This window comes from Stenotrophomonas sp. MH181796, from assembly GCF_009659995.1.
Classification (GTDB): domain Bacteria; phylum Pseudomonadota; class Gammaproteobacteria; order Xanthomonadales; family Xanthomonadaceae; genus Stenotrophomonas; species Stenotrophomonas riyadhensis.
In genome coordinates this window covers 378,780-402,759 of the sequence record NZ_RAHU01000001.1, presented here as the reverse complement: position 1 = coordinate 402,759, position 23,980 = coordinate 378,780, and the positions used below count along the sequence as shown (strand labels likewise).

Below are 23,980 nucleotides of genomic sequence, written 5' to 3'. Positions count from 1 at the left end.
CGGGCCTTGTGCGTTTATGCCCGAGATTAAGGAGATGAGACGATGCACCTGGTTGAAACAATGGCCTATGCCGGCGAGCAGCCCTGGCACGGCCTCGGTCACAAGCTGGCGCCGCAGCAGCCGATCGATGTCTGGAAGCGAGAGGCCGGGATGGATTGGTCGATCGAAGAGTCCGAAGTCCGCTACGTGGTCGGCAAGAACGGGATCGGGGCCATCAACGCCTTCCCAGACCAGAAGGTCCTGTACCGGTCCGACACGCACGCGCCGTTGTCGGTCGTGTCCAAGCGGTACAAAGTGGTCCAGCCGGGCGAGATCCTGGAGTTTTACCGCGATCTGACCGAAGTCGGTGGCTTCGAGCTGGAATCGGCCGGTGTCCTGCGCGAAGGCCGCAAGTTCTGGGCCTTGGCCAAGACCGGCCAGAGCACCGTCCTGAAGAGGAAGGATCGCGTTGACGGCTACCTGCTGCTGGCCACGGCCTGTGATGGGACACTGGCGACCACCGCCCAATTTACTTCGGTGCGGGTCGTGTGCAACAACACCTTGGCCATCGCGCTCGGCAGCAACGCGGGAGCCGTCAAGATGCCGCATCGCAGCCACTTCGATCCCGACGTGGTGAAGCGCCAGTTGGGGATCACCGTGTCGAGCTGGGACTCGTTCGTGGCCCGGATGAAGGCGCTTGTCGAGTGCCCGGTGGATCCCGACTCGGTGGATGGGCTCCTGCGCCGGGTGCTGACCTACCCCAACCCGGACGGGCAAGGGGTGGCGGTCAACGAACAGGCGTTCACGGTGGCCCGGGCCTTGTACGACGGAGCAGGCAAGGGCTCGGATCTGGCGAGTGCCAAGGGAACGGCCTGGGGTGTTCTGAGCAGCGTGACCGAGTTCGTCGATCACCACCGGCGGGCCAGGAGCGACGACCATCGCAGGGAGGCGGCATGGTTCGGGGCGGGTGCCCAGATCAAGCGGCGGGCGTGGGACGAAGCCATGAAGCTGGTGACCTGACCAATGGAAGTCGATCAGCTCGACGTTGCGTACATCGCGATAGGCGCCAAACAGGCGCTGGACAAAAGCGGGGCCCCGTACGCGAAGGTTCCGTTCCAGGGGGAGTTGGGCTACGTCCAGGTATGTATCGACCAGGCCGAGCTTCTGACTCGCGCCTGGCGCGCATGCAGTGAGGTGTTCCCCGGTGTCTGGTGCTACGAGGTGGCCGAGCCCTTCGGCGTGGCCTTCGGCAAGCACCTCTTGGCCGGAGGGGGTCCTGAGAGCGCTCAGAGCATCCTCAACGGCGTGGTGGCCGCAGCGATGGCGACATCGCCGGCCTAAGTTTCGACGTTGTCAGGCAACCCCATAAGCCCGGCCTCCCCACGGAGGCCGGGCTTCTTCTATTGGAGAATCGGAAATGAGCAGATCAGCGGCGATTCGCCTGGTCGATACACGCTCCCTGGAGCGAGAGCAGTGGTTGGAAGTTCGCAAGCAAGGCATCGGCAGCTCAGACGCGGCGGCCGCGGTGGGCTTGTGTCCGTACAAGAGCCAGCTGGAACTCTGGATGGAGAAGACCGGCAGGGCCGTTCGTGGCGAAGAGCCGGGTCAGGACAGTCCCATGTATTGGGGCACCCTGTTGGAGCCGCTTGTCGCCGCGGCCTACACCGAGCGGACCGAGCGAAAGGTGCGCCGCGTCAATGCGGTGCTTCAGCATCCGACCTACAGCTTCATGCTGGCCAACATCGATCGGGAAGTGGTCGGTGTGCCGGATGTCCAGATTCTCGAGTGCAAGACAGCTGGGGAGTTCGGGTCACGGCTCTGGCGCGACGGTGTGCCGGAGTACGTCCAGCTCCAGGTCCAGCACCAGCTGGCCGTGACCGGCAAGCAGGCCGCAGATGTGGCGGTCCTCCTGTGCGGCCAGAAGCTTGAGGTCCATCGGATCGAACGGGACGAGGAGGTGATCTCCCGCCTGATCGTGCTGGAGGCCAGGTTCTGGGAGCACGTGACCCAGGACACCCCGCCGCCGGCCGATGGAAGCGAGTCTGCCGCTCGGGCGCTACGCAGCCTCTACACCGGCAACGACACCAGCATCGACTTCAGCGAAGACGCCGAGTTGTCGGCCACCTTCGACGGGCTGGTGCTGCTGCGCGACGAGATTGCGCAGATGGACAAGCGGGCAGAGCAGATGCGCCAGCAGCTGGAGCAGTCGATGGGGGATGCCTCCCGGGCGATCTTCCCGACCGGCGAGATCACCTACCGGCGCTCCAAGGACGGCACGAGCGTCGACCTCAAGAGGTTGACCGAGGCTCACCCGGATCTCGTGGTCGGTTTCACCGTTGAGCGTCCCGGATCCCGGCGGTTCCGGATCGTCCCCAACCAGAACGAAGGAGCATGATCATGCTGAAAGGCTTGGCGATCACACCGCCCGTGATCGGGCGGATCTCAATCGGCCGCGTGGTCGAGCGCAACGGCAAACGCCTGCCGGAGAAGGATGACCAGTTCACTCTGACGAGCCAGGTCCAGAATCGGGAAGGCTGGATTTTGCATCCGCTGGATGAAACGTTGCGCAAGGAGTCCGGCGGCAAGCTGCGTTCGATTCCGGTTTGCCTGCTCTTCAACGATCCCGGCTTGAACCTGCGCGCGGACTATTCGCTCTTTGACCGGACGACCGGCAGGCCGGTGTGTGTCGGCAACGGGGAGACCAGCCGGAGGATGGGCAAGGGCGGAATCACGCAGGAAGCTTGTCCTGGCCCCGACGGCTGCCCCTTCGCCATGGGCGAGTGCAAGGCGTACGCCCGCTTGAACGTGAGGGTCGGGGACGAGGACGAACTCGGAAGCTTCGTGCTCCGCACCACGTCGTACAACACGATCCGGACGTTGGCAGCCCGGTTGGCGTACTTCGATGCCGTCTCGGGTGGTCGTCTGGCGTGCATGCCGCTCGAACTGAAGCTCCGCGGCAAGTCCACGACGATGAGCTTCAGGTCGGCGATCTACTACGTCGACCTGGTGATCAGGTCAGGCCTGTCGCTGGAGCAGGCCATCGTGGAGGCGAGGACGCTTGACCAAGCCCGCAAGGACGCGGGATTCGATCAGGCGGCGCTGGATGAGGCCGCCAGGCACGGTTTTGCCAACGGTGCGTTCGAGGACCTGGTGGAGGACGTACCGGCCGTGGTGGAGGAGTTCTATCCCGCCGAGGCGGGTGTGGGCGGGAATGGCGTCACGAACGGGCCTGCAGGCGGCAACTTGCAGGACAGGCTGGAAAACAAGGTCGCCCGATTGGGGACCGGTTAGTCGTCAACGAATAGGAGAAAGACAATGCTGAAAGCGATTGGTGGGGCTGTGGTGTACGGCTTCGCGCTTTACGGCCTCAACACCTTCATGGAGAAGGTCAAGGTCATGCAGCGCGTCAAGCGACCGCTGGATCTGGGGGATCCCGGTCAGGTTGCCGGGCAGGAGGACGTCCCCGTCGCGTAGCGGGGGCTCGTCGGAACTGCCTGGCTTGCGGGCAAGGCAGGGCAACGTGAGGGCAGGGAACAAGGGGCGCATCCGCGCCCCTTTTCTGTTGCCGTCGAATCAGGACACGAAAATTCATCGAGGAGAACCAGATGGAGTCACCACCCATGAGCTTGCCCCCGCTGTACGTTCGAAGCGGCACGCGATCCTACAAGGTTGCCAGCGCCGACGAGGTCTTGGAGGCGGCCCGCGCCGTCGTCGGGCAGAGGATGCACCGTGGGGCCGCCTTTTCGGACCCCCAGACCGCCAAGGCATTCTTCCGCGACAAGCTGGGCGGGTTGGGTCAGGAGGTCTTTGCCGCTGCCTTTCTGGACACCCGTCACCGTCTGGTCGAGTACGTGGAACTGTTTCACGGAACCATCGATGGAGCCGAAGTCCATCCGCGGGAGGTAGTCCGTCATGCACTCCGCTGCAACGCCGCCGCGGTGATCGTGGCCCACAATCACCCTTCTGGTTCGGAACATCCCTCAGCTGCCGATCGCGCCGTGACAACACGCCTCAAGCAGTCGCTCGCCCTGGTCGATGTGCGCCTGATCGATCACGTGGTAGTCGGTGGACTGCAGACGGTGACCCTGGCGGAACGTGGCTGGCTTTGACTGCCACACGCGACGCCCGGTGGGGAGCGCAACCTGATCGACTAGCCTGCCAGCCAATGGGGGCTGGCAGGCTGGGGTCGAGTCTTCATTTTTTTGGTCTTACGAGGGTGAATTAGTCTCTTCGCGCGTTGTTTCGACCAGCGGCCGACCCACTAGGCGCACCGGGTCGAACGAGAACACGTGCTCCAGCGGTGCATCATGGCAGCGACCAACCAGCCGATCCGGGAACGCGGCCCGTCCGTGGTCGAGATCCACTTCGGCCGAGCAGATCGGGCACGTGCCCCAGTGGCGCACGACGGCGAATTCGCGGGACTTCAGCTTTCGACCAGGTGCCGGCATGGTGCGAAGCTGGCCGTAGAGCTCGCTCAGAGCCAGAAATGACGGCCCTGCCATGGTGACCCGCTGTGTGGGCAGCTGGAACACCGGCCGCGACAACCACCACAGCCCGGCTGTCACCAGCATCACGAGGCCGAGCTGAGCCAGTGTTGCGGTGGTCACAGGGGCGCTCCGGCCCCATGAGGAAAACAGCAAGAACCAGGCGATTCCCATCAGCACCATGTTCATGGCGGCACTGCCGATGAGCACGTAGCCACGCCAGGACTGCACAGGGAACGGCCGGCTGCCGACCGTCAGCCTTAGCCACAGCGCAGGCTTGACCGGATCCATTTGGTAGCGCATCGAGGTCGGGTTGACCTCGGGCGTCGTGTTGTCCTCAGTTTCCGCCTCACGCGTCGGGCGAAACCCGAAGGACAGCCGGGAGGGTAGGCCACGGCCGCCACCCTTCTTGACCACGAGGTCGGGGGTCAGGGCGCAGCCCTGCTGGGCGCACCGCTGTCGGAGCTGCTCCTGTCGCGAGTCCCACCATTTCTCCAGCTCGGTCGCCCGGAATACCTTGGAGAGGCCATCGCCGGTTCCTTCGAGTTGGTGAAAGAGTGCTCGAAGTGTCGTGGTGTCCGTCTCAGGAGGCGGTTCTCCGCGCGAGATCGCCGTCAGGGTCGTGTCCATGACCTCCCGGAGGACACGAGCGTTGCGCTGCTGGCCCCCCTCCCGATCAAGCCATCCAAGGGCCAACTGGAGGGATTCAACCTGCGGATTACCCGTTTGAGCGGGTTTAGATCTGTTTTCGTCCATGGCCTGCCGCGAATTTCTGCTTTCCCTCCGATCAAGGAAAGCACCATGGACACCATCCCAGAGCGGTTCTCACTCCGCAATCCGTCGGGCAATCCGCTGGCACGGCGCGGCGGGTTTCGCGTTCCATTTGGACTGAAAGATGGCCGTGTCTTAGCGCCGAGCGAGGTCCCGAAGGGCAAAGCGTGCGGCTGCGTTTGCCCGGGGTGCCATGCCCCCTTGTCCGCCAAGGCCCAAGAAAGCCGGCGCAAGCGCCCCCACTTCGCTCACCTGGTCGACACTGGCTGCCACACTGGTCGCGAGACCGGAATCCACGAGCGAGCCAAGCAACTGATTGCCGATCATCGGCGGCTGGTGATCCCGGCCTGGACCGGTGACCCAATAGACATGCCCAATCCGCCGCATGCCCGGGACGCAGATGGTCTGCTCCACTGGGGCCGCCAGATCGATCATCCGACCCGCGGCATGGAGTTGCGCGACATCGAGATTGAGCGATCGTTTGGCACCTACCAGCCCGACGTGGTTGCCCGAGATGAGGTCGGCGAGCTCCTGATAGAGATCCGCGTGACCCATGCCGTTGGCGACATCAAGGCGGCGCGAGTTCAAGCCGAGGGCCGGAGGATGGTCGAAGTCGACCTCTCCCAGCTGCACCGGGACATTCCTCACGACGTGGCGGCCTTCGAGCATGCGGTGCTTGTCGACCCCGCCAATCGCAGCTGGATCTCCTGCCCCAAAGCAGTTGCGGAGTGGCAGGCCTCCAAGCTGGAATTGGACGAGCAGGTTGCAGCCCGGAACCTGGAGATCGCCCAGCAGCGCGACCAAATGGTCAAGGCGGCCCAGGCACGCCAGGAGCGTGAGGCCCAAGAGACCAAGGACAAGGAGGGCCGGAAGGCCTACGTGCGTCGACAGAAGCGCGCGAAACACGCCGAGGACCTGGAGCATCTAATCGAGCTGACGTCGCCTGAGCGAATCGACCGGGTCCTGCGCGAGTACCGGATCAGTGCAGAAGATCGGGTCAGCGAGCTCCTGAACTCTGTGCCGGCGGCGGTGCGCTCGGCCTGTCTGCGCGCCCACAAGGATGCTTGGATCTTTGGAGTGGATCCGGTTCTCTGGCAGCTCCTGGCCCATGACCACTTCATCACGAAACGATCCCCAGGTGATCGGTTCAACCAGAGGGACGTCGCCACTTGGGTTCGCCGGAGCTTCTACACAGAGAGGGCGCTATACAGGCTCTTCGTCACCCAATATGCCAACCGAGCCGAGGCCCAACGCGCGGGCTTTCCCAAAAGGCGGCTGGCCTACTGGGTATTCACTGACGAAGAGAACGACCGGATTCCGAACTTCTACACCCCCGTCAACGACTTCATCGACCGGCTAGAGTCCGCCAGAGTCATTCGGCAACTGCCGGCGCCCAAAGGCGAGTGCGAAGTCCTTCCGCCGCCGTCTTCGGGCTTCACGCCTGCGGCGGCAGTGGCAATGGGGCCGCTTCCGCTCGGCTAGAAGGGGGAGCGCGGAGGGCCTCTGTTCCTCTTTTCTCTTTTTTTTCAATAGGATAGAGTGCTTTTGGCACGCTAGCCTACCGAAAAAACTGAACATAATTTAAATAAACACAACCGCATTAGGCAATTACTGCAGCTTTCGCATTGACTTGCGCCGCGCATAGGTGCAGCCTACGCTTAACAGCGGAGGGAGCTGCAATGCATAAGACGAAGCACTTTCAGCAGCGGATGGGCCAGCGGGGCATCAACCAGGCGATGATCGATCTGGTTTTGGGGTACGGCGAAAACGAGGGCAGCAAGGTGGTCCTGAGCCGCAAGAAGTCGGAGCAGCTTCGCGAAGCGCTTCGCACCCTCATGAAGATCGTAGACAAGGGCGGCTTGGTGGTCGTTGCCGAGGGCGATGCCCAGATCACCACGTATAACTATGCGGGCAGGAGCCAGTGACTATGTCCAAGGACAATGCCGGACAGGTCCTGTTCCAGGTGATGGAGCACTTCCGCAGCACCTCTCTCAGCGTCGACGAGTCCAAGTTGCTCGCGTTCCAGTTGCTCACGTGGGCGCATCTGTCGGCAAAGGACAGGCTTGAGCCCAGTGTCACGCTTGATACCGCCGTGGCTCAGGGAGGCGTCGAGGGGCTGTTGAGCGTTCTGAAGAAACTGTTCTGGCAACCCGGCGCGCTCGGAATGGCGTTTTTCAATGCCAATCGATACGTCGAGCAGGCGAATGATGCGGTTTTCGCTGCGCTGAGAACGGTGAAGTACCTGGTCGACGGCGGTGTATTCGAGAGGTTCTCGCCGGTCGATGTCGCCGGTGACCTGGTCGGTGGCACTTTCGAGGGTTTCGATGTGCCCGTCGAGCTGGCGCGTCTGATGAAAGATGTAGCGGTCGGTGAGACTACGCGTGCGGCCTACTTGCCTTGGGAGACTAGCGGCCAGCTTGTCGGGGTGCTGATGGATCAGCCTGACCTCCGCGTCCACGCTGAAGCACATCTCGGATCGCAAGTTGCGGCATTGCTGGCCCTGTTTCGTGGAGCGCCTACAGACGTTGCGTCAAACGATCCGCTGCGTGCGCCTGCAGCAGTTCATGGCGGACACCTGGAAAGATTTGACGCAACTCTTTCGATTCCACCGATGGGCATGGCCGGCGGCGTCGATGACGTGGTGATGCAGGACATCTACAGCCGCTTTCCTGTGGTCAAGGCCAGCGTGACAGGTCTGATGGTGCAGCACATTGCAGCGCAGACACGTGGCATTGCCGCCATCGTTGTACCTAATGGCTTTCTCTTCAGCTCAGGCAAGGACAGGGACGTTCGCGAATACCTGTTGAAGCAAGGCTGGGTCGAGGCGGTCATTGCGCTGCCCAATGGCATCTTCCAATCCAGCGGGCTGGGAACATCCATGCTGGTGTTGAACACGCAGGCACGCCACCGTCGCGTTGGATTCGTCGATGCATCGTTGCCGCACTTCCGTGCGTCGATGGGCAGGGGGCGGGTTGCGCTGCAGAGTACTGGCCTCATTCTGGACTTCTGCAGGCAGGTGCGCGTCGAGTCTGATATCCAAGCGGCTGCTGGACGTCAAGAAGAGGACTCGTATACGCAAGTCGTCAGTCTGGACGCCATCTTCGACAACGATGCCACGCTGGATGTCGGTCGCTACGTCATTCCAGACCAGCAGCGTGAAGCGCAAGCGCGGATGGAAACCCTGCCAACCGAAACACTGGAAGATGTGGTCCGCATTCTCATTCCAATACCCAACAGGGACCGCGGAGTGGATGTGTCAGCAGGAGTCGATGTTCTCGAGGTCGGGGCCGTCGATCTTCCCAGCGCAGGCTACATCCGGACCCCCGAGAAGAGTGTCAGAGTGCAACTGGCCGCCAAGCGTTCCGGCGATGTAATGGATATCTTCCTGCGGCCGCATGATCTGCTGTTGGTCGTGAAAGGCACCGTTGGAAAGATTGGCATCGTGCCCGACAACGTGCCGCCACCCGGGGATGGTGGCTGGATTGCCGGACAGTCGTTCGTGGTCCTGCGGGGGGCAAAGCCCGGCGTGGACCTCCGTGGCCTGGGTTTGTGGTTGCGGTCGAAGATGGGCCAGCAGGTGCTGGACGGCATCAAGACCGGCGCGACCATTCCCATGATGTCCATCAGTACGCTGCGCAAGCTCAAGGTCTTTGCGCTGAACGCGGCATTGACTGAGGCCGCAGTCGAAATCATCGAACGAGAAAAAGAGCTGCAATGGCAGATTGAGAGCTTGCAGGATGAGCAAGCCGGGATTGCAGAGGACTTCTGGAAGGAACTTCTCGCACAGCTACAGCAGGTCGACAAGGGTCAGAACACCCCATGAACATCCAGCAACTCGAAAGCGACCTGTGGCAATCGGCAGACGACCTGCGCGCCAACTCCAAGCTCACCGCCAGCGAATACTCGATGCCGGTTCTGGGGCTGATCTTCCTGCGCCACGCCAGCAACCGCTTCAATGCCTACCTGTCCGGGATCACCGCCGGAATCGGCCCGAAGGTTCCCGCTTCACGGCGGGAAGCCCTCATCAAGCTCGGCTTCCAGGGCAAGGCCGCAATCTATCTGCCGGAGGCGGCGCGCTTCGAGAACATCGCCGCCCTGCCGGCGGGCCCAGGAGTCGGCGAAGCGATCGATGCGGCCATGGACAGCATTGAAGCCGAGCATGAAGTCCTGCGAGGCGCGCTGCCGCGTGGCTTCCCCGCGTTCGAACCGGACCTGCTGGCGCGGCTCATCAAGGTCTTCGACGGGGAGGCGATCCGCAACGCTACCGGCGACGTGTTCGGGCGCATCTACGAGTACTTCCTCAACAAGTTCGCCATGACTGGCGCCCAGGAGGGCGGTGAGTTCTTCACCCCGCCATCGCTTGTGCGGATGATCGTCAACGTCATCGAACCCGACCACGGCCTCGTGCTGGATCCGGCCTGTGGGTCGGCGGGCATGTTCGTGCAGTCCGGCCATTTCATCGAGGGCCGCGGGCAGGATCCGCTGGACTCCGGCGTGGTGTTTCACGGGCAGGAAAAGAGCGACACCAACACCAAGCTGGCGCGCATGAACCTGGCGGTGCACGGACTGGATGCCAGCAACATCCGCCAAGGCAATACCTTCTACGACCAGATTGAACCGCTGATTGGCGAGTGCGATTTCGTCATGGCCAATCCGCCGTTCAACGTGGACGGCGTGGAGACCAAGAAGGTCGAAAGCCAGGTCGCGCTCGGTAGCCGCTTGCCGTTCGGTCTGCCCGGCTTGAACGCCAAGACCGGGGCGATCTCCAATGCCAACAGCCTGTGGATCCAGTACTTCCACTCCTATCTGAACCCGACCGGCCGCGCCGGGTTCGTGATGGCGTCGAGTGCATCGGACGCCGGCAACAAGGACAAGGAGATCCGCGAGAAGCTGGTCAGGACCGGCGATGTGGACGTGATGGTCGCCATCGGCAACAAGTTCTTCTACACCCGCAGCCTGCCGTGCACGCTGTGGTTCTTCGACAAGGGCAAGCCGGAGTCGCGCAGGGACACGGTGCTGATGCTGGATGCACGCAACGTCTATACGGTCGTCTCCGCGCGTTCGCATGTCTTCACCGAGGAGCAGCTCGCCAACCTCAACGCGGTGGTGTGGCTGTATCGGGGGGAGGGCGACAGGTTTGCGGCGCTGGTGGCCAGCCATCAGCAGCAAGCGGATGGCTGGTTGGCGCAGCTGCCGCAGCGGCTGGCCGACGACACGGCGGCAATCGAGGCGCTGGCCCGGAATCTGACCGTGTTCGGCACAGGCGCGACGCTGGCCGAGCTCAATGACGGCGTTGACGACGAGGCCCGGCTCGATGAAACAACGCTGGAGGCCTTCAAGGCAGAGCTGGACGCGGCTCGGGAGGACGGCAAGGACACCGGGCAAGCCGTCGCAGACCTAGAGGCGGCGGTGAAGCTTGCACGCAAGGTCGTTGCGAAGGCCCGGCCGGACAAACTTGCCAGCGTGAAGGTCGCGCAGGCCGCGCTGGAAGACCTTGCGCCGCAACTGAAGGCCACGGCCCGGCAGCTTGAGGCCCGACACAAGCAATGGCTGAAGCTGCTGGACAAGGCTGAGAAGGAACTGCGCGGGCGCAAGAGCGACGCCTTCGATGCCAAGGCCATCCGAGAGGCCAGGCGCGCCTTGCTGGCCGCCGACCGAAATCGGAACGAAGAGGCCACGGTTCGCGACCTGGCGCTGGAGGCGCTCAAGCAATCCGGCTACTTCATCGCCCAGGGGCACTGGTTGCTTTCGAGATTTCCCGACGGCGTGTTCGTGGACGTTCAGGGCCTGTGCGCGGCCGTCACCCGCGAGCGCATCGGGCAGAACGACTGGTCGCTCACGCCGGGACGCTATGTCGGCGTGGCGGTTGTCACCGAGGATGACGAGGAAGGGTTCGTCGACCGGATGCGGATCATCCATGACGAGCTGGTGGAGTTGAACGAGAAGGCTTCAGAGCTTGCAGCGACGATCAGCGCCAACTTCGAGGAGTTGTTGGCGTGAGTTGGAAGTCAATGCGGTTAGGGGATGTGCTTCGCCTGAAACGTGGCCACGACTTGCCGAAAAATAGTCGAACTTCTGGCGATATCCCAATCGTGTCGTCCTCGGGCATCACTGGCTGGCACAACGTAGCTAAAGTTGCCGGGCCGGGCGTGGTGACGGGACGATACGGAACACTCGGCGAAGTGCATTACATTGAAGGCGACTATTGGCCGCTGAACACGGCGTTGTATGTGGAAGATTTCAAGGGAAATCATCCGCGTTTTGCCGCATATTTGCTGATGACTCTGGAGCTAGGGTCTCAGAACGCGGCCGGGGCGGTTCCAGGCGTGAATCGGAACACACTGCATCAAATGCCGGTGAGCGTGCCGGATGTCGAAACACAGAGACAGGTCGCTCAGGTGCTTTTCGCCTACGACGATCTCATCGCGACAAACCAGCGCCGGATCGCCCTGCTGGAGGAAGCTGCCCGCCGCCTGTACCGCGAATGGTTCGTGCACCTGCGCTTTCCGGGCCATGAGGCCGTCAATGTGGTGGATGGCGTGCCGGAAGGATGGGCAAGAACTGCTTTCTCCGATGTTGTACAGATCAATCCGAGAACACCGTTCGAGAAGGGTGTCGAACGCCCATTCGTCGAGATGGCCGCATTGTCCGAAAGGTCAATGGTGGTTGGGGAGCGCTCGTCGCGAGTCATCAGTGGCGGGGCGAAGTTCAGGAACGGTGATACGTTGCTGGCGCGTATCACCCCTTGCATCGAGAATGGAAAGACCGGGTTCGTCCAGTTTCTGGAAGGCGATGATGCGGTCGCCAGTGGGTCGACCGAGTTCATCGTTCTCCGCAATGCGAAGGTCAATCGATGGTGGGTCTACTGCATGGCACGCGAGGACAGTTTTCGCGAGCACGCGATTCGTAGCATGTCGGGTTCCGACGGTCGTCAGCGTGTGAACACAAAATCATTCTCACAGTTTGAAGTGCTGCTACCACCACAGAGTTTGCTGGCGCAGTTCGCGGAGATGGTGGGCGGCTCGTTCACTCAGATCGAGCAACTGGCCAGTCAGAACAGCATGCTGGCCAAAGCCCGCGGCGCCCTGCTGCCCAAGCTGATGAGCGGACAGCTGCACGTCTCCGGGCTCCCGCTGCCGCAGCCAGAAGCGGCGTAACCCGGCGGACGGATTTGCCAGACATAAACGAATACATTAAGGTTTGCATGTACTAACTCCCGGAGCCCGCCATGCCTATTACCTCGCAGGACATCGTGCCCTTCAATAAGGCCCGTGCCGACCTGACCCGGCTGGCCGATGAAGTCCGCGCCGGCCACGAAAAGATCATTACCCGCAACGGCGAGAGCTATGTGGCGCTGGTGGACGCACGCAAGCTGGACTACTACCACCGGCTGGAGCGCGAAACCCTAGCGCGGGCCAACTTTCAACTTGGCCTGCTGAACGACGTGGCCGCCGGTTTGCAGGACGTTCGCGCGGGTAAGCCCGGGATCCCGGTGGAGGAGGCCAGGTCGCGGTCGCAGGCCCGGCTGGACGCGGCCAGGGCCGCACGCAAGACGGACGCCTGACGCATGCAGGTCGTCCTGGGTGCGGCCTACGAGCGCAGACTGGACGAGGCCGTGGCGTACCTGATCGGCGTTAGCGCGGATGCCGCGGCGCAGGAGCTGCTGGACGACGCCTATGACGCCTTGCCCAAGCGCCTGGCTCAGACGCCGCGCATCGGGCGCGAATTCATCGCCCACAACCCTGAAGCGCCCGAAGTGCTCGCTGCCTGGACAGCCGTGCGCGACCTGCTGGGCGATGACATCGAGCTGCGCGAGTACATTCTGGAAGAATACCTGGCGCTGTATGCCATCCATCAGGACTGCATCCATCTGCTGACGCTGCGCCATCACCGCCAGTGCGGCTTCGACTTCAGCGAGGCGTAAGGCGATGAACGCACGGGGGGATTACAGCGAAGACGGCATGATCCAGAAGGATGCCGCCGCAATCCTGGGTGAGCTTGGTTGGTCGTCGATCCATGCCCAGGCCGAGACCGAGGACAGGCCGCATCTCACCGGACGTAACAACTTCACCGAGACGGTGCTCAAGCCCGACCTGCGCGCCGCGCTGGAGCGTCTCAATCCCGGTCTGCCCGAAGAGGCCTACCAGCAGGCCATCGACCAGGCGACCGCCCACGATCACGCCAAGACCCTGGTCGCCATCAACCAGGACAAGTACGAGCTGTTGCGCAACGGTGCGCTGGTCCGGTTCAAGGATGGTGCCGGGCGAGCCGTGGAACGCCGCCTGCGGCTGGTCGATTTCGTCGATCCGGACAACAACAGCTTCAAGGCCGTGCGCGAGCTGTGGGTGCGCGGGAGAAACTACCTGCGTCGCGCTGATCTGGTGGGCTTCGTCAACGGCCTGCCGCTGGTGTTCGTCGAGCTCAAGCGCTTCGACGTGGACTACCACGACGCCTACAAGAAGAACTACCGCGACTATCGCGGCACCGACGAATCCGGCAAGCAGGCCGCCATCGAGGGCAGCGTCGAGCAGTTGTTCCATTGGAACCAGTTCGTGGTGTTCTCCAATGGCCACATCGCCAAGTACGGCAGCATCACGGCCACGCCCGAGCATCACTATCAGTGGAAGCGGCTGGACGAGGACGATCCGGAGCCGGGAAAGAGCACGATGCAGCTTCCGCTGCTGCTGCGCGGAATGATGGACAGGGCGCAGCTGCTGGACATCGTCGAGAACTTCATCCTGTTCGACACCAGCGAAGGCGGTGCCGCGAAGATCGTGGCCCGCAATCACCAGTATCTGGGCGTGAACCGCGTCATTGCGCGCCTGCAGTCGGACGATGACAAGGTGAAAGCCGAGCTGGCGAAGGGCCAGCTCGGCGTGTTCTGGCATACCCAGGGTTCGGGCAAGTCGTACTCCATCGTGTTCCTGAGCGAGAAGATCCGGCGCAGGGTGTCGGCGGGCTACACCTTTGTTGTCGTCACCGATCGCAGCGAGCTGGATGACCAGATCGCCGGCACCTACACCCATTGCGGGCGCGCAAATGCCAAGGATGACCAGGCCCAGAGCGGCGCCAGCCTGCGGGCCATGCTCCGCGACAGCAACCGCAGCCATGTGTTCACCCTGATCCAGAAGTACCGCGAGCGCGTGACGGAGCCCTATTCGGAGCGCGGCGACATCATCGTCATCAGCGACGAGGCGCATCGCAGCCAGTACGGACGCCTGGCCCTGAACATGCGCAAGGGATTGCCCAATGCCAAGTTCATCGGCTTCACCGGCACGCCGCTGATCGAAGCGGCGGAGAAGCAGCTGACCCGCGAAGTGTTTGGCGACTACGTCTCTGTCTACGACTTCCAGCGTGCGGTCGCTGATGGCGCGACCCTGCCGCTGAAGTATGAGAACCACGGTGAGAAGCTGAAGATCGTTGATGATGATCTGAACGAAAAGATCACCCGCTACATCGAGGAAGCCAGGCTCGACTCCACGGCGGAAGACCCGTGGACGGACGAGAAGGAAGACAAGCTCTACAGGAAGCTGGCCAGGGAATACACCATCTTCACCTCGCCCACGCGCCTGGACGCGGTGGCGGAGGATTTCGTCAAGCACTACTCGCAGCGCCGCAATGCCGTTTCCGGTGGCAACAGCAAGGCGCTGATGGTCTGCATCGACAAGATCACCTGCGTGAAGATGTACGACCTGATCGCCGACAAGTGGAAGGCGCTGGGCGACATGCTGAAAGTGGAGCTGCTCGCCGACGAGGCGATCTTCAATGCCAAGTATCCCCAGCGCCCCTTGCCCAGGATCATGCAGCAAAAGCGCGAACGCCTGGAGTGGATGCGCGAAACCGAATTCTGCGTGGTGGTGTCCAGCGAGCAGGGCGAGGTGGAGGAGTTCACGAAGTGGACCAATCACCGTGGTGAGCCGCTCGACATCGCGCCGCATCGGGCCAAGATGACCTCGCGCAACCTGGAGCAGGAGTTCAAGAAGGCCGAGAACCCGTTCCGAGTCGCCATCGTCTGCGCGATGTGGCTGACCGGCTTCGACGTGAAGTCACTGGCCACCCTGTACCTGGACAAGCCAATGCGGGGCCACACCCTGATGCAGGCCATTGCCCGGGTGAACCGCGTTGGGGGAGGTAAGGCCAACGGCCTGATCATTGACTACAACGGCATGATCAAGAGCCTGCGCAAGGCGTTGGCGACGTTCGCCCAGGGCGACCGGGACGGCAAGCTGGAAGTTGGCGAAGGCGAGGACCCCGGCTATCTGGAAGACGACGCCGAAGGGATTGCCGAGTATGCCGCGAGCATCGAGCATGCGGCCGAGTTCCTGGCGGACCTTGGCTTCGAGCTGCAGGACGTGATCGACGCCCAGGGCATGGACAAGGGCGAGAAAATCCTGGAGGCCTGCGATCTGCTGGCGGCCAGCCATGAGCGGCGCAAGACCTTCATGGTGATCGTGGAGGACGTTGCGGCCAAGTATCGCGGCCTGTTCCCGAATCCCGGCCTGTTCGCCTATGACGAGCAGGAGAGCGCCCTCAACGCCATCTACAACAAGCTGCAGGCGGCACGCACGTCGCCGGATATCACCAGGCTGCTGCAGGGTTTCTATGACGTGGTGGACCTTGGCATTGGCCTGGAGCAGGGGGCCAGCAAGGCGCCTGCGCAGTTCGACCTGAGCACCATCGACTTCGACCGGTTGCGGGCGGAGTTCCAGAACATCAAGCAGAAGAATCTGGTCGCGCTGAACCTCATGGAGAAGATCGAGGAAGGGCTGAAGGCTATGGTGCTTGAGAACCCGACGCGGATCGACCTGTACGAGAAGTTCCAGCGCATCGTTGCCGAGTACAACACCGACAAGGACGAGGCTGAGATCCAGAAAGTGATGGGAGAGCTGTTCGCTACCCATGACGAGATGGACGAGGAAGCCAGGCGCTTCCAGCGGGAAGGCCTGGAGACCGAGCAGCAGCTCGCCGTGTTCGACCTGTTGCGGAAGAAGTCACTCAGCCGGAAGGACCGGGAGGCGGTCAAGAAGGCGGCCGTCGAGCTGCTGGCGAGGCTGGAGGAGCGCAATCTGCTGATGGGCCACCTGCGCGACATGGCAGCGAAGCAGGCGCAGTTGCGTCACGAGATCGAGAACCATCTGTGGGACAGCGGAATGGCCGACATGGGCTATTCCGAAGACGAGGTGGTGAGCAAGGGCGATGCCGTGTTCGCCTATCTGTTTGCCGGTGCTGCCAGCGGCAGTGCGCGGATGCTTCATTGACGCGTGTCGGTAGGCATCTCAGGCCTGGACCGCCGAAGGTCTGGCTGTGTTGCTCAAGCGAGCCGCTTTCGCCATCCAACTTCAGTGTCATGAAGAACCAGTAAAAGTAATTTTATACCTGCGTAACACTACCCTATGAGCAAGGGTGGGTTCGATGATTGGTAGTTCGCAGTAATCAGTGCTGGCTTGTCCCATATTGATAGGGGGGGCAAAGCCTTCGCGCACTTACCGTTTCCCCACGAATCACTTCAATTGCTCAAAGACCGGCCAAGGCAACCTGGCCGGTCTTTTCATTTCTACAACCAAGAAAAGGGTAGTGCGCTGATGGCAACGTTTCATGTTCAAATCAAGAGTGGAGGCAAAGGAACCGCAGGTGACCATGCGGATTACATCGCCAGAAATGGCTTTCACCGCAAACGCGACGATCTGGTTCATGCGAGCCATGGAAACCTGCCGCGGTGGGCGGACAACAATCCGAAGGTCATGTGGAGGGCCGCGGACAAGTACGAACGCAAGAACGGTGCCGCATACCGGGAGGCGATCATTGCGCTGCCTGCTGAGCTGACAGCGGAGCAGAACGCGGCTTTGGTGGACGATATCGTTGCGAAGCTGACGCCTGGAAAGCCATACCAGTTTGCAATCCATGCGCCATCATCCTCGCTGGAGGGTGAGGCCAATCCACATCTCCACCTGATGACGTGTGATCGCATGGATGATGGAGTCGAGCGATCTTCAGATCGCTTCTTCACTCGGTACAACAGTAAGCGACCGGAGGATGGCGGTCGCAGGAAAGCCAGTGGAGGACGCAATCGCATGCAGCTCAGGGACGAGGTCATCGCGATGCGAAAGTCGGTGGCGGACACCATCAATCAGCATCTTGAGATCAACGGGCATGCTGCGAGGGTCGATCACCGGACGCTCAAGGAGCAGGGCGCTGATAGAAGGGCTGAACGCCATCTCGGACCGGCGAGGATTCGAGGAATGTCACCGCAGGAGAAGGCTCAATACGTTTCGGTACGTCGAAATGGCGAGAGCGATTCGGCCTGACCTGCCGTGGGGGCTACGATGGGTTGGTGGGTCAGTGCCATGACCCTAGCGGCGTGCCGGTAGGCCTGCGCTGGGGGCGATTTGCGGCACTTGTAGCAGAATCGCACGTCGTGCAATCGGTTGTTCCCTCAAATCGGCCTTTCGGCAGGGGGATAAGGAGCGAGGCCGCCCCGTTAACGGGGCGGCCTCGGTCGCTGTAGTTGGCAGGGTCTCCTACTGGGTCGTGATCTGGCTGAAGACTGCCCCGTTCAAGTGGATCCAGAGCCTGCCTTTCCCTCGGGCGGCGTCTTGATGCATCACGCGGACAGAGTCCTCCATCTGCAGTTGATGGAGTGCCGCTTCGAAGCGTCCCTGGTTCCGGATCGGGCCGCTCTTTCGTACTTCGTTGCGCACAGCCGCCCCATATCCAGCACACCAGTAGCGCCTCCACAGGTACATGGCCAGAGTGCGGACATCCTTGGCCTGCTCAGGCTCGTGATTCCTGTCTCCAAATACATCGAGGAACTCTTGGAAGTGCCAGCCCACGACTTCCAGCGCTCGGCCCAGAGTTTCCTTAGTGATCAGGTTGCCCTCCTGTGCGCTGAAATGGTGCAGGATTGCGGCAACCCGTCCCGTGATCTCCATCGATTTTGATGCGAAGTCCCGAACACTGGACAGATCGCCATCCTGGCGCAGGCGCGGTTCGATCGCGTTCTGAGTGTTCACCCAAAGCTCTTTCGCCTCTTGCGTGAACGTGAGCGTCTTACGGGTGTTATCACCGGCGATACGACGTGCCTGTGCGGCCGTGAGAAGTTCGCTCACACGCTGATGGAATCGGGGCAGCTGCTCCCAGACAGGTTCCTCAAGCGACATGAAGCGGAAGCCCTGCGTGGACGCGGGCCACGCGACGAGGTATCGCGCGAGGTGACCGGACCCGCGAGCCACCTCACCCCGCTTGTTCATGAACTCCCTGAACACCCTTTCCTGCACCATCATGCTGATGGTCAGGCGAGGATTGTTGACCACGATGCTGTCGTCTGCGCGATCCAGCGTCAGTGTTTTGGCGCCGTCCCAAGCCTTGTTGAGCGTGCCAAACTTGTTCATGGCACCTCCCTTGAGCACGATTTCGCCTTCATCACTCAGGATTGCGATCGACTTGCCATCGCCCTGCATGCTTTCCATCAGGGGGCGTTCGGTGATGTTCTGGTGCACGATGCGACTGAGGACAGGCTTGGCGGGCTCGCACGCGCCATGGCTGATGAGTTCTTCGCGCAGTTGTTCGATGTCGTCGTCTGTGCCGCTGTCCAGTGCCTTGGCTACCCTGCGTTGCAGGGACGCCTCCTTGGCATCCCAAAGGCGCCGGTCTGCCTTGTAGGCGAGCAGGGCCAGGGCGTGATCTCTTGCCACCTTCTCGTCGTGCTCGTAGATGGGCGCGCCAACAATACTGTCGGTGGCCGACTTGCGTTCGCCGGAATCGGCAATGACCAAGACATCCAACGAAACCGGGCGGAGCTGGCCAGTGGGGAGTTCGACATCCACATCTCCCTGCGACGCGATGGACATCGCCGTGAGGAACGAACCGGCGATCAGCGCGTCGGGCGCTTTCAGGTTGTGCTGGACTTCCAGGATCGCGTCCCGGATGGCGCTGTACATAGCGTGGATGGGGTAGGCGCGAGGCAGATAGGGAGTGTTCATTCCTTACCCTCCTCTTCAACGCGGGAGCCCGAAATGCTGGGGATCTTCTGGGCCTCCATCGCCATCATCTCCTTGAAGCGGGCAGGATGGAGCTTCAGCCCCTTTTCCGCGAGGGTGGCCAGGATCGCTTTTTGTGTGACGTTCTTTTCCAGCATCTCGACGATCGCCGGATAGAGCAGCGAGAAGAGCTGGCCCTTCCGGTGCTGAGGGTTGGATTGCAATTCCCGAAGCGCTCCCATGATGTCGTCGGCTTCGAACTGAAGGTCATCGTTGATGTTGTGCTGCATTTTGTTTACCCAGAGTCTTGTGAGGTGGTCCGCCACGTTGTGTGGCGGGGTGTGGCAGGTAGCGTTTAAAACAACTCCCCGCAGGACAGTCGCGAACCAGTCGCGCATCTACTGTCAGTCCACACCCCCTCTGGCCTGCATCAGGCCAAGGATGTAGTCGTCAATTTCGTGCTCGATGAAGCCGACGCTTGAGCCGTAGCGCACGGGCTTCGGCAGGTCAGGGTCGAAGTAGGGTGATTTCCGATCGAGACGCGTGTAGAGCGTGGAGCGCGCAAGGTTCAGGCGCTTCGTAGTCTCGAGCAGGGAAATGATTTGGAGTGGCTGCGAATTCATGAGTGTGTCGGCAAGCTGATGCTTGGGACACACGCTAAAAATTCGGAGAGAAAGTGCCGATCCCTACTGGATGCAATCCGCTTTTATAGCGGCTATCGGGTTGAATAATAGCGGCAATTCAACGTCGTTGTGATGCACTCGGACGAGCGTGCCGCACGCTCGCCAGGAGTCCGCGATGTATCAGGAGCGCATTGGCCGGTACTGCAGATGCAATCAGCGGGTTCGCCTGCTCGTCGGAGGCAAGATTCTCTTGATGTCCTGGCGCTTGAGCAACGCGCGCCACTGATAGTCAGTTGCATTGAATCCGGAGACCTCGTCGGCCAGTTCGAAAAACTGCCGATGGACCTCTGGGCGGCTCTTCCATCCGTTCTTGGGTGTCGCGGCAATGAGTTTGCGGGCGACAGCGTCTTGAAGCTGCTTGGCGTTCTCGCCCTTCTTCAATCCGCCTTTGCGGCCATATTGCTCTAGCTTCGCATTGATGGCCTGTTCTGGCGTAGTCAGGGACTCGGCTTCATTGATGCCAATGAGGTACCCCAAGTGTTCCGATGCTTGGACGAGATAGGACCAGGCAGCAGGTTCTTGGTTCTCTTGGATGGCGCCGGCGGCTGCCTTCAGCAGATCGACTACCGATTCGCGCTTCAGCCCGTTGAAAAAGATGACGTCGCTGCGGCTGGACTTTTCGGGTGTACTGTCGAACATGGCTGCGAGTGCTGCCAAGGTTTCTTGAACGCTCTTCTGTTTCACCTGTACGACCATCCGCAACGATTCGTGTACTTGAGAAGCTTAACTCGACGGTCTGTGCGCTGGTTCGCTCGATGGAACACAGACACTTTGAGCAGCTCAAACAGTCGCATGGGTTCATGCTCTCGGATGGCCAGCTTGGCACCGCGCAGCGTGATGGGCGAGGTGAGCCGGGTTGGGGTGGTGAACCGATGCTGCAGGCAGGACCAGTGCCTTGTTCTGCAGGACAGCGTAGTCGGTGATCAGCAGCGATGGTGCCAAAGCCACCGTATGCTCGGGAGTGATCCAGAGCAGGTGGCAATCGAAGAGCGTGTGGAGGTCGGCGCGCAGCAACAGGCCGTTGTCCACCCGGTTCGTATGCGCGCCCTTGTAAGGCAGCACGTGCGCGGCTTCCAGCACCTCCAGCGCGGAGCACCCGGTGACAGCGCAGCGGCCGCCGTAGGCGTCCAGCAGCTTGGCGCGGAACAAAGGCTGGCCGCGGCGCTGGGCCACAGCGCGCATCGCCGAGACGCGGGCGTCGTGGTCGCTATCCACTTGAGCGGCGAACGCCCCTGCCTGCGCTTCGGCCTCCACCCGCGCTTGGTCGACCATGACCAGAGGCATGACCTTCCACTTTCCGTCGCCGCCCTTTAGCAGGTCCACGTGTCCGTGGTCCGCTGGGTTGAACAACACGTAGCGGGTGCGCCGCGGCGGGCCGGGATCGACCAGCTTGAACAGGCGGTCATGCGGGTGATCCTGGTCACTTCGCCAGTTGGTGCGCGAGTAGTTGTAATGGATTCGGCTGGGCGAGTTGACAGTGAACAGCTCCAGGTCGGCGCGGGCGTTGCCCAGCGGGTCGTGAGGGTGGTGCGACAGGTCCCACTCCTTGACCTCGGCCAGCGACGCGCTGCCCAACGCCTCAATGGCGTCGACGGCTCGCCAATACTTGACGCCATCGCGTCCCGGCTTCTGTGTAGCGGCCATCGGCTACGTCCCCTGCCCAATTGTCCCCACGGCCCATGGAGGTCGCCCCAAGCGCGGCGCCATGAAGAAGACTGGATAGTACTTTCCTGTACAGCGTGGGACTATTGCTCTACTGCTCACAGCGATCGTCAGGCTTCGAATCCCGTCCCCTTTTGGGGAATGTGAGTAACGGTGCGAGTAACCGCAGCTGGCCTTCTGAAGAAAAGGTCTTCCCTCACAATCTCTTGGGGGATGAATGTGATTGCTGATGGGCCCACCACATCAACGTCCAGCGAAGTCCAGAGTTGTGGGCGTAGGCATAAGTTGGCCGGGATGGCCAACTCATGCTGATGTGCATTCATCAATTGCCTGAAAATCTTTCCCCTTAGACTTGGGCTCGAGTCGTAACCCGCCGGTTGTCAATGACGATGTGATCCAGAGGACGACCTCTGGTGATCTCCAGCTGGACATTTTCAGCAACAGGCGATGGATTGACTTGGTTCTAGGTGGATTTGACCGACAATCGTGGCGACCGGCTAATTGGAAAATGCCGTTTTAGCGGGACGGTGACGTGGACCTAGGTGCTCTTGGCCAATAGACGACTGCATCGGCGGAGTGCGGGAAATGAACCCCCGGCGAGCCGGGGGTTCCTCTGTGAGTTACGGATCATCCGCAGTGGTAAGGATCTGCAGGCCCAAGCTGGCGAAATAGTCGGTAGGCATGAAGAAGAGATCTTTATAGAACTCTGTCCCTGAATTGCCCCGCCCATGAACCATGCCATACGCGGTGTCGTAGAAGCGCCCATCAGGCTTCTGCGTCCCATAGACAGGGCCACCGCTATCGCCAAAATCCGTCATGGTGCGGCCTTCCGGGCTAACCACCCGAACGAATTCGCCGATAGCGTTTTCAAAGGTTGCTTGAAATTTAAGATCGGTGATGAGGCCGCACGTCTCATACGTTGATTTTCCGTACTTACAGACAATGTCCCCCACCTTCATCTCTGAGCGCGGCCTTACGGCGACCATAAGACGGCTCTGAGATCCTGCCTCGACGCGGTGGGAGGGAACGTAGTGATACCGGCTCGTGTCTGGATAGGTATGCCATTGAATGTCCTCTGAGCCGGATTTTTTTTCGGCCTGAAAGGTCAAGGGATTTCCACTATGCGTCAACGTGTTATCGCAGTGCCCCGCTGTAGTGATGCCGCGAGTCGTGCCGCTCTTAACGCCAAACCCGCTGGTGCAGTAGGATCCCGGTGGCTCCTTGAGCTTCTGGGCAGAGCTCAGCGATATTTCCAGTAGCGTGGGCTGCAAGAAGCCAGTGGTTCTCTTAAATCGAATGAACGGAATTTCCGAGCGTAGGGAACGCATGGGCTGTTCCACCAGCTGCGGATCTTCAACAGAAAATTCAACGGTTGAATGCTCCAAGTCCAGGCGTGAGAGGAAATTGATCCCATTTCGATGGAGCTCCTCACCAACGGCTTGTTGAGCCGCACCAAGTTCAACCAACGAATGGGATGCTGGCAGAGCAACGAAGGCGGGGTCCGCGGTCACTGAACGCAGACTTTCTACCGGGGACTCTGTGAAACGTACAACAACACGGAATTGGGGCTGGTGCTCCACATACAGTCCGCCGAATGTCGTTGGATACTTGGTTCGAAGGATCTCTTGTACTTTGGTCGATTCCGCCATGACGAGGAATCGCGCCTGAGCTTCAATCTTGGATACCCCGAACATCCTTGAGTATGTAGCTATTGGGGTGCTGTTGTCCTCGGTCTCAAACTCTGAAGAACACAGCGCATGGCTGGAGTAGAACGAAAACAGCGCAGCTGCAGCAATTCCGGCAATACGAAGACGCTTCATTTCAATTTCCTTTTGGATGTAGCGATTTTCAAATTAGTACCATCAGAGGCGGCAGGACGATGGCCACGGTTTACGCCAAGATCGACAGCCGGCAGGCTACGTCAGTGCTGCCCATCGGCGGCCAGTTCGCGTCACCAGGTGATCCACTCAAGGCCGTGATGCCCAGCATGTGCACGCCGACCTGATGACGGCGGGACGGCTCCAGGCCAATTACCTCAATGAGCAGATGGGTCGGCAAGTCGCCGGCGGCCGTCTGCTGATCGGGTTCCTTCAGCAGGGGCAGTCGGTGGTGAAAGATCTTGGGGCTCTCTGACATGGGCCGCATACTGGATGCCGCACTCCGTTGAATAGCGCAGCGGCATATACCGCTGCGCCTGGGTGTCACTGGAACTCGATGACCTCGCGCATCGGTTGCGTCCAGGTATCAGTGACTACGCACGCTCCTTCATGACAGAAGGTTTGGGTGCAGCGAGCCATGCCGCCGCCGGCGGGGACGCACGAAGTGTGGAAGGAAGCGGCATTGGCGGTGGGCACAACGCCTACGGTCCCGGCCGCTGCAGCGGCAGCAACGATCAAACCAAGCAAGACATTTTGGATCTTCATGA

General features: G+C 61.2%; 24 protein-coding genes. 15 read left to right on the top strand and 9 right to left on the bottom strand.

Translation table 11 applies throughout. From position 1 onward, the window contains the following. Positions 1 to 42 precede the first annotated feature (42 nt). The 6 genes from D5301_RS01820 (at position 43) to radC (ending at position 4,088) form a co-directional block, all read left to right on the top strand. A complete protein-coding gene (locus tag D5301_RS01820) occupies positions 43 to 999 on the top strand; it encodes a DUF932 domain-containing protein (RefSeq protein WP_153854608.1) in 957 nt (318 codons plus the stop codon). Between the two features lie 3 nt (positions 1,000 to 1,002). Continuing rightward, positions 1,003 to 1,320, top strand: a complete 318-nt coding sequence (locus D5301_RS01815) for a hypothetical protein (protein WP_101101290.1) — start codon at positions 1,003 to 1,005, stop codon at positions 1,318 to 1,320. A gap of 76 nt (positions 1,321 to 1,396) precedes the next feature. Next, positions 1,397 to 2,374 (top strand): lambda-exonuclease family protein, encoded by a 978-nt coding sequence (locus D5301_RS01810; RefSeq protein ID WP_101101288.1) that lies wholly within the window; start codon positions 1,397 to 1,399, stop codon positions 2,372 to 2,374. Further along, entirely contained in the window at positions 2,371 to 3,270 is a 900-nt protein-coding gene (locus tag D5301_RS01805; RefSeq protein WP_228756293.1) for a hydrolase or metal-binding protein, read from the top strand. The genes D5301_RS01810 and D5301_RS01805 overlap by 4 nt, the downstream gene beginning before the upstream one ends. Positions 3,271 to 3,294: 24 nt before the next feature. Then, positions 3,295 to 3,453, top strand: coding sequence for a hypothetical protein (locus D5301_RS01800; RefSeq protein WP_153854607.1), 159 nt, complete (start codon positions 3,295 to 3,297; stop codon positions 3,451 to 3,453). A 131-nt stretch (positions 3,454 to 3,584) separates the two neighbouring features. After that, positions 3,585 to 4,088 carry a DNA repair protein RadC gene (gene radC / locus D5301_RS01795; protein ID WP_101101285.1) on the top strand — a complete coding sequence of 168 codons (504 nt, stop codon included), beginning with the start codon at positions 3,585 to 3,587 and terminating at the stop codon, positions 4,086 to 4,088. Positions 4,089 to 4,187: 99 nt separating this feature from the next. Here radC and D5301_RS01790 read toward each other — a convergent pair whose 3' ends face one another. Then, a complete protein-coding gene (locus D5301_RS01790; RefSeq protein WP_153854606.1) occupies positions 4,188 to 5,093 on the bottom strand; it encodes a hypothetical protein in 906 nt (301 codons plus the stop codon). 171 nt (positions 5,094 to 5,264) lie between these two features. Here D5301_RS01790 and D5301_RS01785 point away from each other — a divergent pair, with 171 nt between their 5' ends. From D5301_RS01785 to D5301_RS01745, 9 genes are all read left to right on the top strand, one after another. After that, a complete protein-coding gene (locus D5301_RS01785) occupies positions 5,265 to 6,716 on the top strand; it encodes a phage tail tape measure protein (protein WP_101101282.1) in 1,452 nt (483 codons plus the stop codon). 197 nt (positions 6,717 to 6,913) lie between these two features. Continuing rightward, the gene (locus D5301_RS01780) at positions 6,914 to 7,159 is read left to right on the top strand and encodes a DUF4258 domain-containing protein (RefSeq protein ID WP_101101280.1); all 246 of its coding nucleotides are present in this window, start codon (positions 6,914 to 6,916) and stop codon (positions 7,157 to 7,159) included. A 2-nt stretch (positions 7,160 to 7,161) separates the two neighbouring features. Then, positions 7,162 to 9,057 (top strand): N-6 DNA methylase, encoded by a 1,896-nt coding sequence (locus tag D5301_RS01775; protein WP_101101278.1) that lies wholly within the window; start codon positions 7,162 to 7,164, stop codon positions 9,055 to 9,057. Further along, the gene (locus D5301_RS01770) at positions 9,054 to 11,234 is read left to right on the top strand and encodes a class I SAM-dependent DNA methyltransferase (RefSeq protein ID WP_153854605.1); all 2,181 of its coding nucleotides are present in this window, start codon (positions 9,054 to 9,056) and stop codon (positions 11,232 to 11,234) included. The genes D5301_RS01775 and D5301_RS01770 overlap by 4 nt, the downstream gene beginning before the upstream one ends. After that, entirely contained in the window at positions 11,231 to 12,391 is a 1,161-nt protein-coding gene (locus D5301_RS01765) for a restriction endonuclease subunit S (protein WP_153854604.1), read from the top strand. The genes D5301_RS01770 and D5301_RS01765 overlap by 4 nt, the downstream gene beginning before the upstream one ends. Positions 12,392 to 12,462: 71 nt before the next feature. Next, the gene (locus D5301_RS01760) at positions 12,463 to 12,798 is read left to right on the top strand and encodes a type II toxin-antitoxin system Phd/YefM family antitoxin (protein ID WP_153854603.1); all 336 of its coding nucleotides are present in this window, start codon (positions 12,463 to 12,465) and stop codon (positions 12,796 to 12,798) included. A gap of 3 nt (positions 12,799 to 12,801) precedes the next feature. Next, entirely contained in the window at positions 12,802 to 13,158 is a 357-nt protein-coding gene (locus D5301_RS01755; RefSeq protein WP_153854602.1) for a hypothetical protein, read from the top strand. Positions 13,159 to 13,162: 4 nt separating this feature from the next. Further along, a complete protein-coding gene (locus tag D5301_RS01750) occupies positions 13,163 to 16,492 on the top strand; it encodes a type I restriction endonuclease subunit R (protein ID WP_153854601.1) in 3,330 nt (1,109 codons plus the stop codon). 186 nt (positions 16,493 to 16,678) lie between these two features. Further along, entirely contained in the window at positions 16,679 to 17,539 is an 861-nt protein-coding gene (locus tag D5301_RS01745) for a MobA/MobL family protein (protein ID WP_228756291.1), read from the top strand. Between the two features lie 213 nt (positions 17,540 to 17,752). On the opposite strand, the gene D5301_RS01740 is transcribed toward D5301_RS01745, so the two are convergent. From D5301_RS01740 to D5301_RS01705, 8 genes are all read right to left on the bottom strand, one after another. Next, positions 17,753 to 19,213 carry a YfjI family protein gene (locus D5301_RS01740; protein ID WP_153854600.1) on the bottom strand — a complete coding sequence of 487 codons (1,461 nt, stop codon included), beginning with the start codon at positions 19,211 to 19,213 and terminating at the stop codon, positions 17,753 to 17,755. Continuing rightward, a complete protein-coding gene (locus D5301_RS01735; RefSeq protein WP_101101264.1) occupies positions 19,210 to 19,608 on the bottom strand; it encodes a hypothetical protein in 399 nt (132 codons plus the stop codon). The genes D5301_RS01740 and D5301_RS01735 overlap by 4 nt, the downstream gene beginning before the upstream one ends. Positions 19,609 to 19,614: 6 nt before the next feature. Continuing rightward, the gene (locus tag D5301_RS01730; RefSeq protein WP_099476181.1) at positions 19,615 to 19,833 is read right to left on the bottom strand and encodes an AlpA family phage regulatory protein; all 219 of its coding nucleotides are present in this window, start codon (positions 19,831 to 19,833) and stop codon (positions 19,615 to 19,617) included. Positions 19,834 to 20,046: 213 nt separating this feature from the next. Then, positions 20,047 to 20,577 carry a hypothetical protein gene (locus tag D5301_RS01725; protein WP_143570088.1) on the bottom strand — a complete coding sequence of 177 codons (531 nt, stop codon included), beginning with the start codon at positions 20,575 to 20,577 and terminating at the stop codon, positions 20,047 to 20,049. Positions 20,578 to 20,691: 114 nt separating this feature from the next. After that, positions 20,692 to 21,537: an HNH endonuclease signature motif containing protein gene (locus tag D5301_RS24120; protein WP_228756290.1), complete on the bottom strand. Its 846-nt coding sequence runs from the start codon at positions 21,535 to 21,537 to the stop codon at positions 20,692 to 20,694. Positions 21,538 to 22,175: 638 nt separating this feature from the next. Continuing rightward, positions 22,176 to 23,375: a S1 family peptidase gene (locus D5301_RS01715; protein ID WP_110713864.1), complete on the bottom strand. Its 1,200-nt coding sequence runs from the start codon at positions 23,373 to 23,375 to the stop codon at positions 22,176 to 22,178. 70 nt (positions 23,376 to 23,445) lie between these two features. Then, the gene (locus D5301_RS01710) at positions 23,446 to 23,691 is read right to left on the bottom strand and encodes a hypothetical protein (protein WP_153854599.1); all 246 of its coding nucleotides are present in this window, start codon (positions 23,689 to 23,691) and stop codon (positions 23,446 to 23,448) included. A gap of 65 nt (positions 23,692 to 23,756) precedes the next feature. Beyond that, a complete protein-coding gene (locus D5301_RS01705; RefSeq protein WP_153854598.1) occupies positions 23,757 to 23,978 on the bottom strand; it encodes a hypothetical protein in 222 nt (73 codons plus the stop codon). Positions 23,979 to 23,980 lie beyond the last annotated feature (2 nt).

Excerpts from the sequence above, each read along its gene's own strand:
- D5301_RS01705 (WP_153854598.1), bottom strand. The coding sequence starts at position 23,978 with ATGAAGATCCAAAATGTCTTGCTTGGTTTGATCGTTGCTGCCGCTGCA.
- radC (WP_101101285.1), top strand. The coding sequence starts at position 3,585 with ATGGAGTCACCACCCATGAGCTTGCCCCCGCTGTACGTTCGAAGCGGC.
- D5301_RS01760 (WP_153854603.1), top strand. The coding sequence starts at position 12,463 with ATGCCTATTACCTCGCAGGACATCGTGCCCTTCAATAAGGCCCGTGCC.
- D5301_RS01770 (WP_153854605.1), top strand. The coding sequence starts at position 9,054 with ATGAACATCCAGCAACTCGAAAGCGACCTGTGGCAATCGGCAGACGAC.
- D5301_RS01820 (WP_153854608.1), top strand. The coding sequence starts at position 43 with ATGCACCTGGTTGAAACAATGGCCTATGCCGGCGAGCAGCCCTGGCAC.
- D5301_RS01715 (WP_110713864.1), bottom strand. The coding sequence starts at position 23,375 with ATGAAGCGTCTTCGTATTGCCGGAATTGCTGCAGCTGCGCTGTTTTCG.
- D5301_RS01780 (WP_101101280.1), top strand. The coding sequence starts at position 6,914 with ATGCATAAGACGAAGCACTTTCAGCAGCGGATGGGCCAGCGGGGCATC.
- D5301_RS01750 (WP_153854601.1), top strand. The coding sequence starts at position 13,163 with ATGAACGCACGGGGGGATTACAGCGAAGACGGCATGATCCAGAAGGAT.
- D5301_RS01790 (WP_153854606.1), bottom strand. The coding sequence starts at position 5,093 with ATGGACACGACCCTGACGGCGATCTCGCGCGGAGAACCGCCTCCTGAG.
- D5301_RS01810 (WP_101101288.1), top strand. The coding sequence starts at position 1,397 with ATGAGCAGATCAGCGGCGATTCGCCTGGTCGATACACGCTCCCTGGAG.
- D5301_RS24120 (WP_228756290.1), bottom strand. The coding sequence starts at position 21,537 with ATGGCCGCTACACAGAAGCCGGGACGCGATGGCGTCAAGTATTGGCGA.
- D5301_RS01735 (WP_101101264.1), bottom strand. The coding sequence starts at position 19,608 with ATGCGCGACTGGTTCGCGACTGTCCTGCGGGGAGTTGTTTTAAACGCT.
- D5301_RS01785 (WP_101101282.1), top strand. The coding sequence starts at position 5,265 with ATGGACACCATCCCAGAGCGGTTCTCACTCCGCAATCCGTCGGGCAAT.
- D5301_RS01800 (WP_153854607.1), top strand. The coding sequence starts at position 3,295 with ATGCTGAAAGCGATTGGTGGGGCTGTGGTGTACGGCTTCGCGCTTTAC.
- D5301_RS01730 (WP_099476181.1), bottom strand. The coding sequence starts at position 19,833 with ATGAATTCGCAGCCACTCCAAATCATTTCCCTGCTCGAGACTACGAAG.
- D5301_RS01755 (WP_153854602.1), top strand. The coding sequence starts at position 12,802 with ATGCAGGTCGTCCTGGGTGCGGCCTACGAGCGCAGACTGGACGAGGCC.
- D5301_RS01815 (WP_101101290.1), top strand. The coding sequence starts at position 1,003 with ATGGAAGTCGATCAGCTCGACGTTGCGTACATCGCGATAGGCGCCAAA.
- D5301_RS01805 (WP_228756293.1), top strand. The coding sequence starts at position 2,371 with ATGATCATGCTGAAAGGCTTGGCGATCACACCGCCCGTGATCGGGCGG.
- D5301_RS01710 (WP_153854599.1), bottom strand. The coding sequence starts at position 23,691 with ATGTCAGAGAGCCCCAAGATCTTTCACCACCGACTGCCCCTGCTGAAG.
- D5301_RS01740 (WP_153854600.1), bottom strand. The coding sequence starts at position 19,213 with ATGAACACTCCCTATCTGCCTCGCGCCTACCCCATCCACGCTATGTAC.
- D5301_RS01775 (WP_101101278.1), top strand. The coding sequence starts at position 7,162 with ATGTCCAAGGACAATGCCGGACAGGTCCTGTTCCAGGTGATGGAGCAC.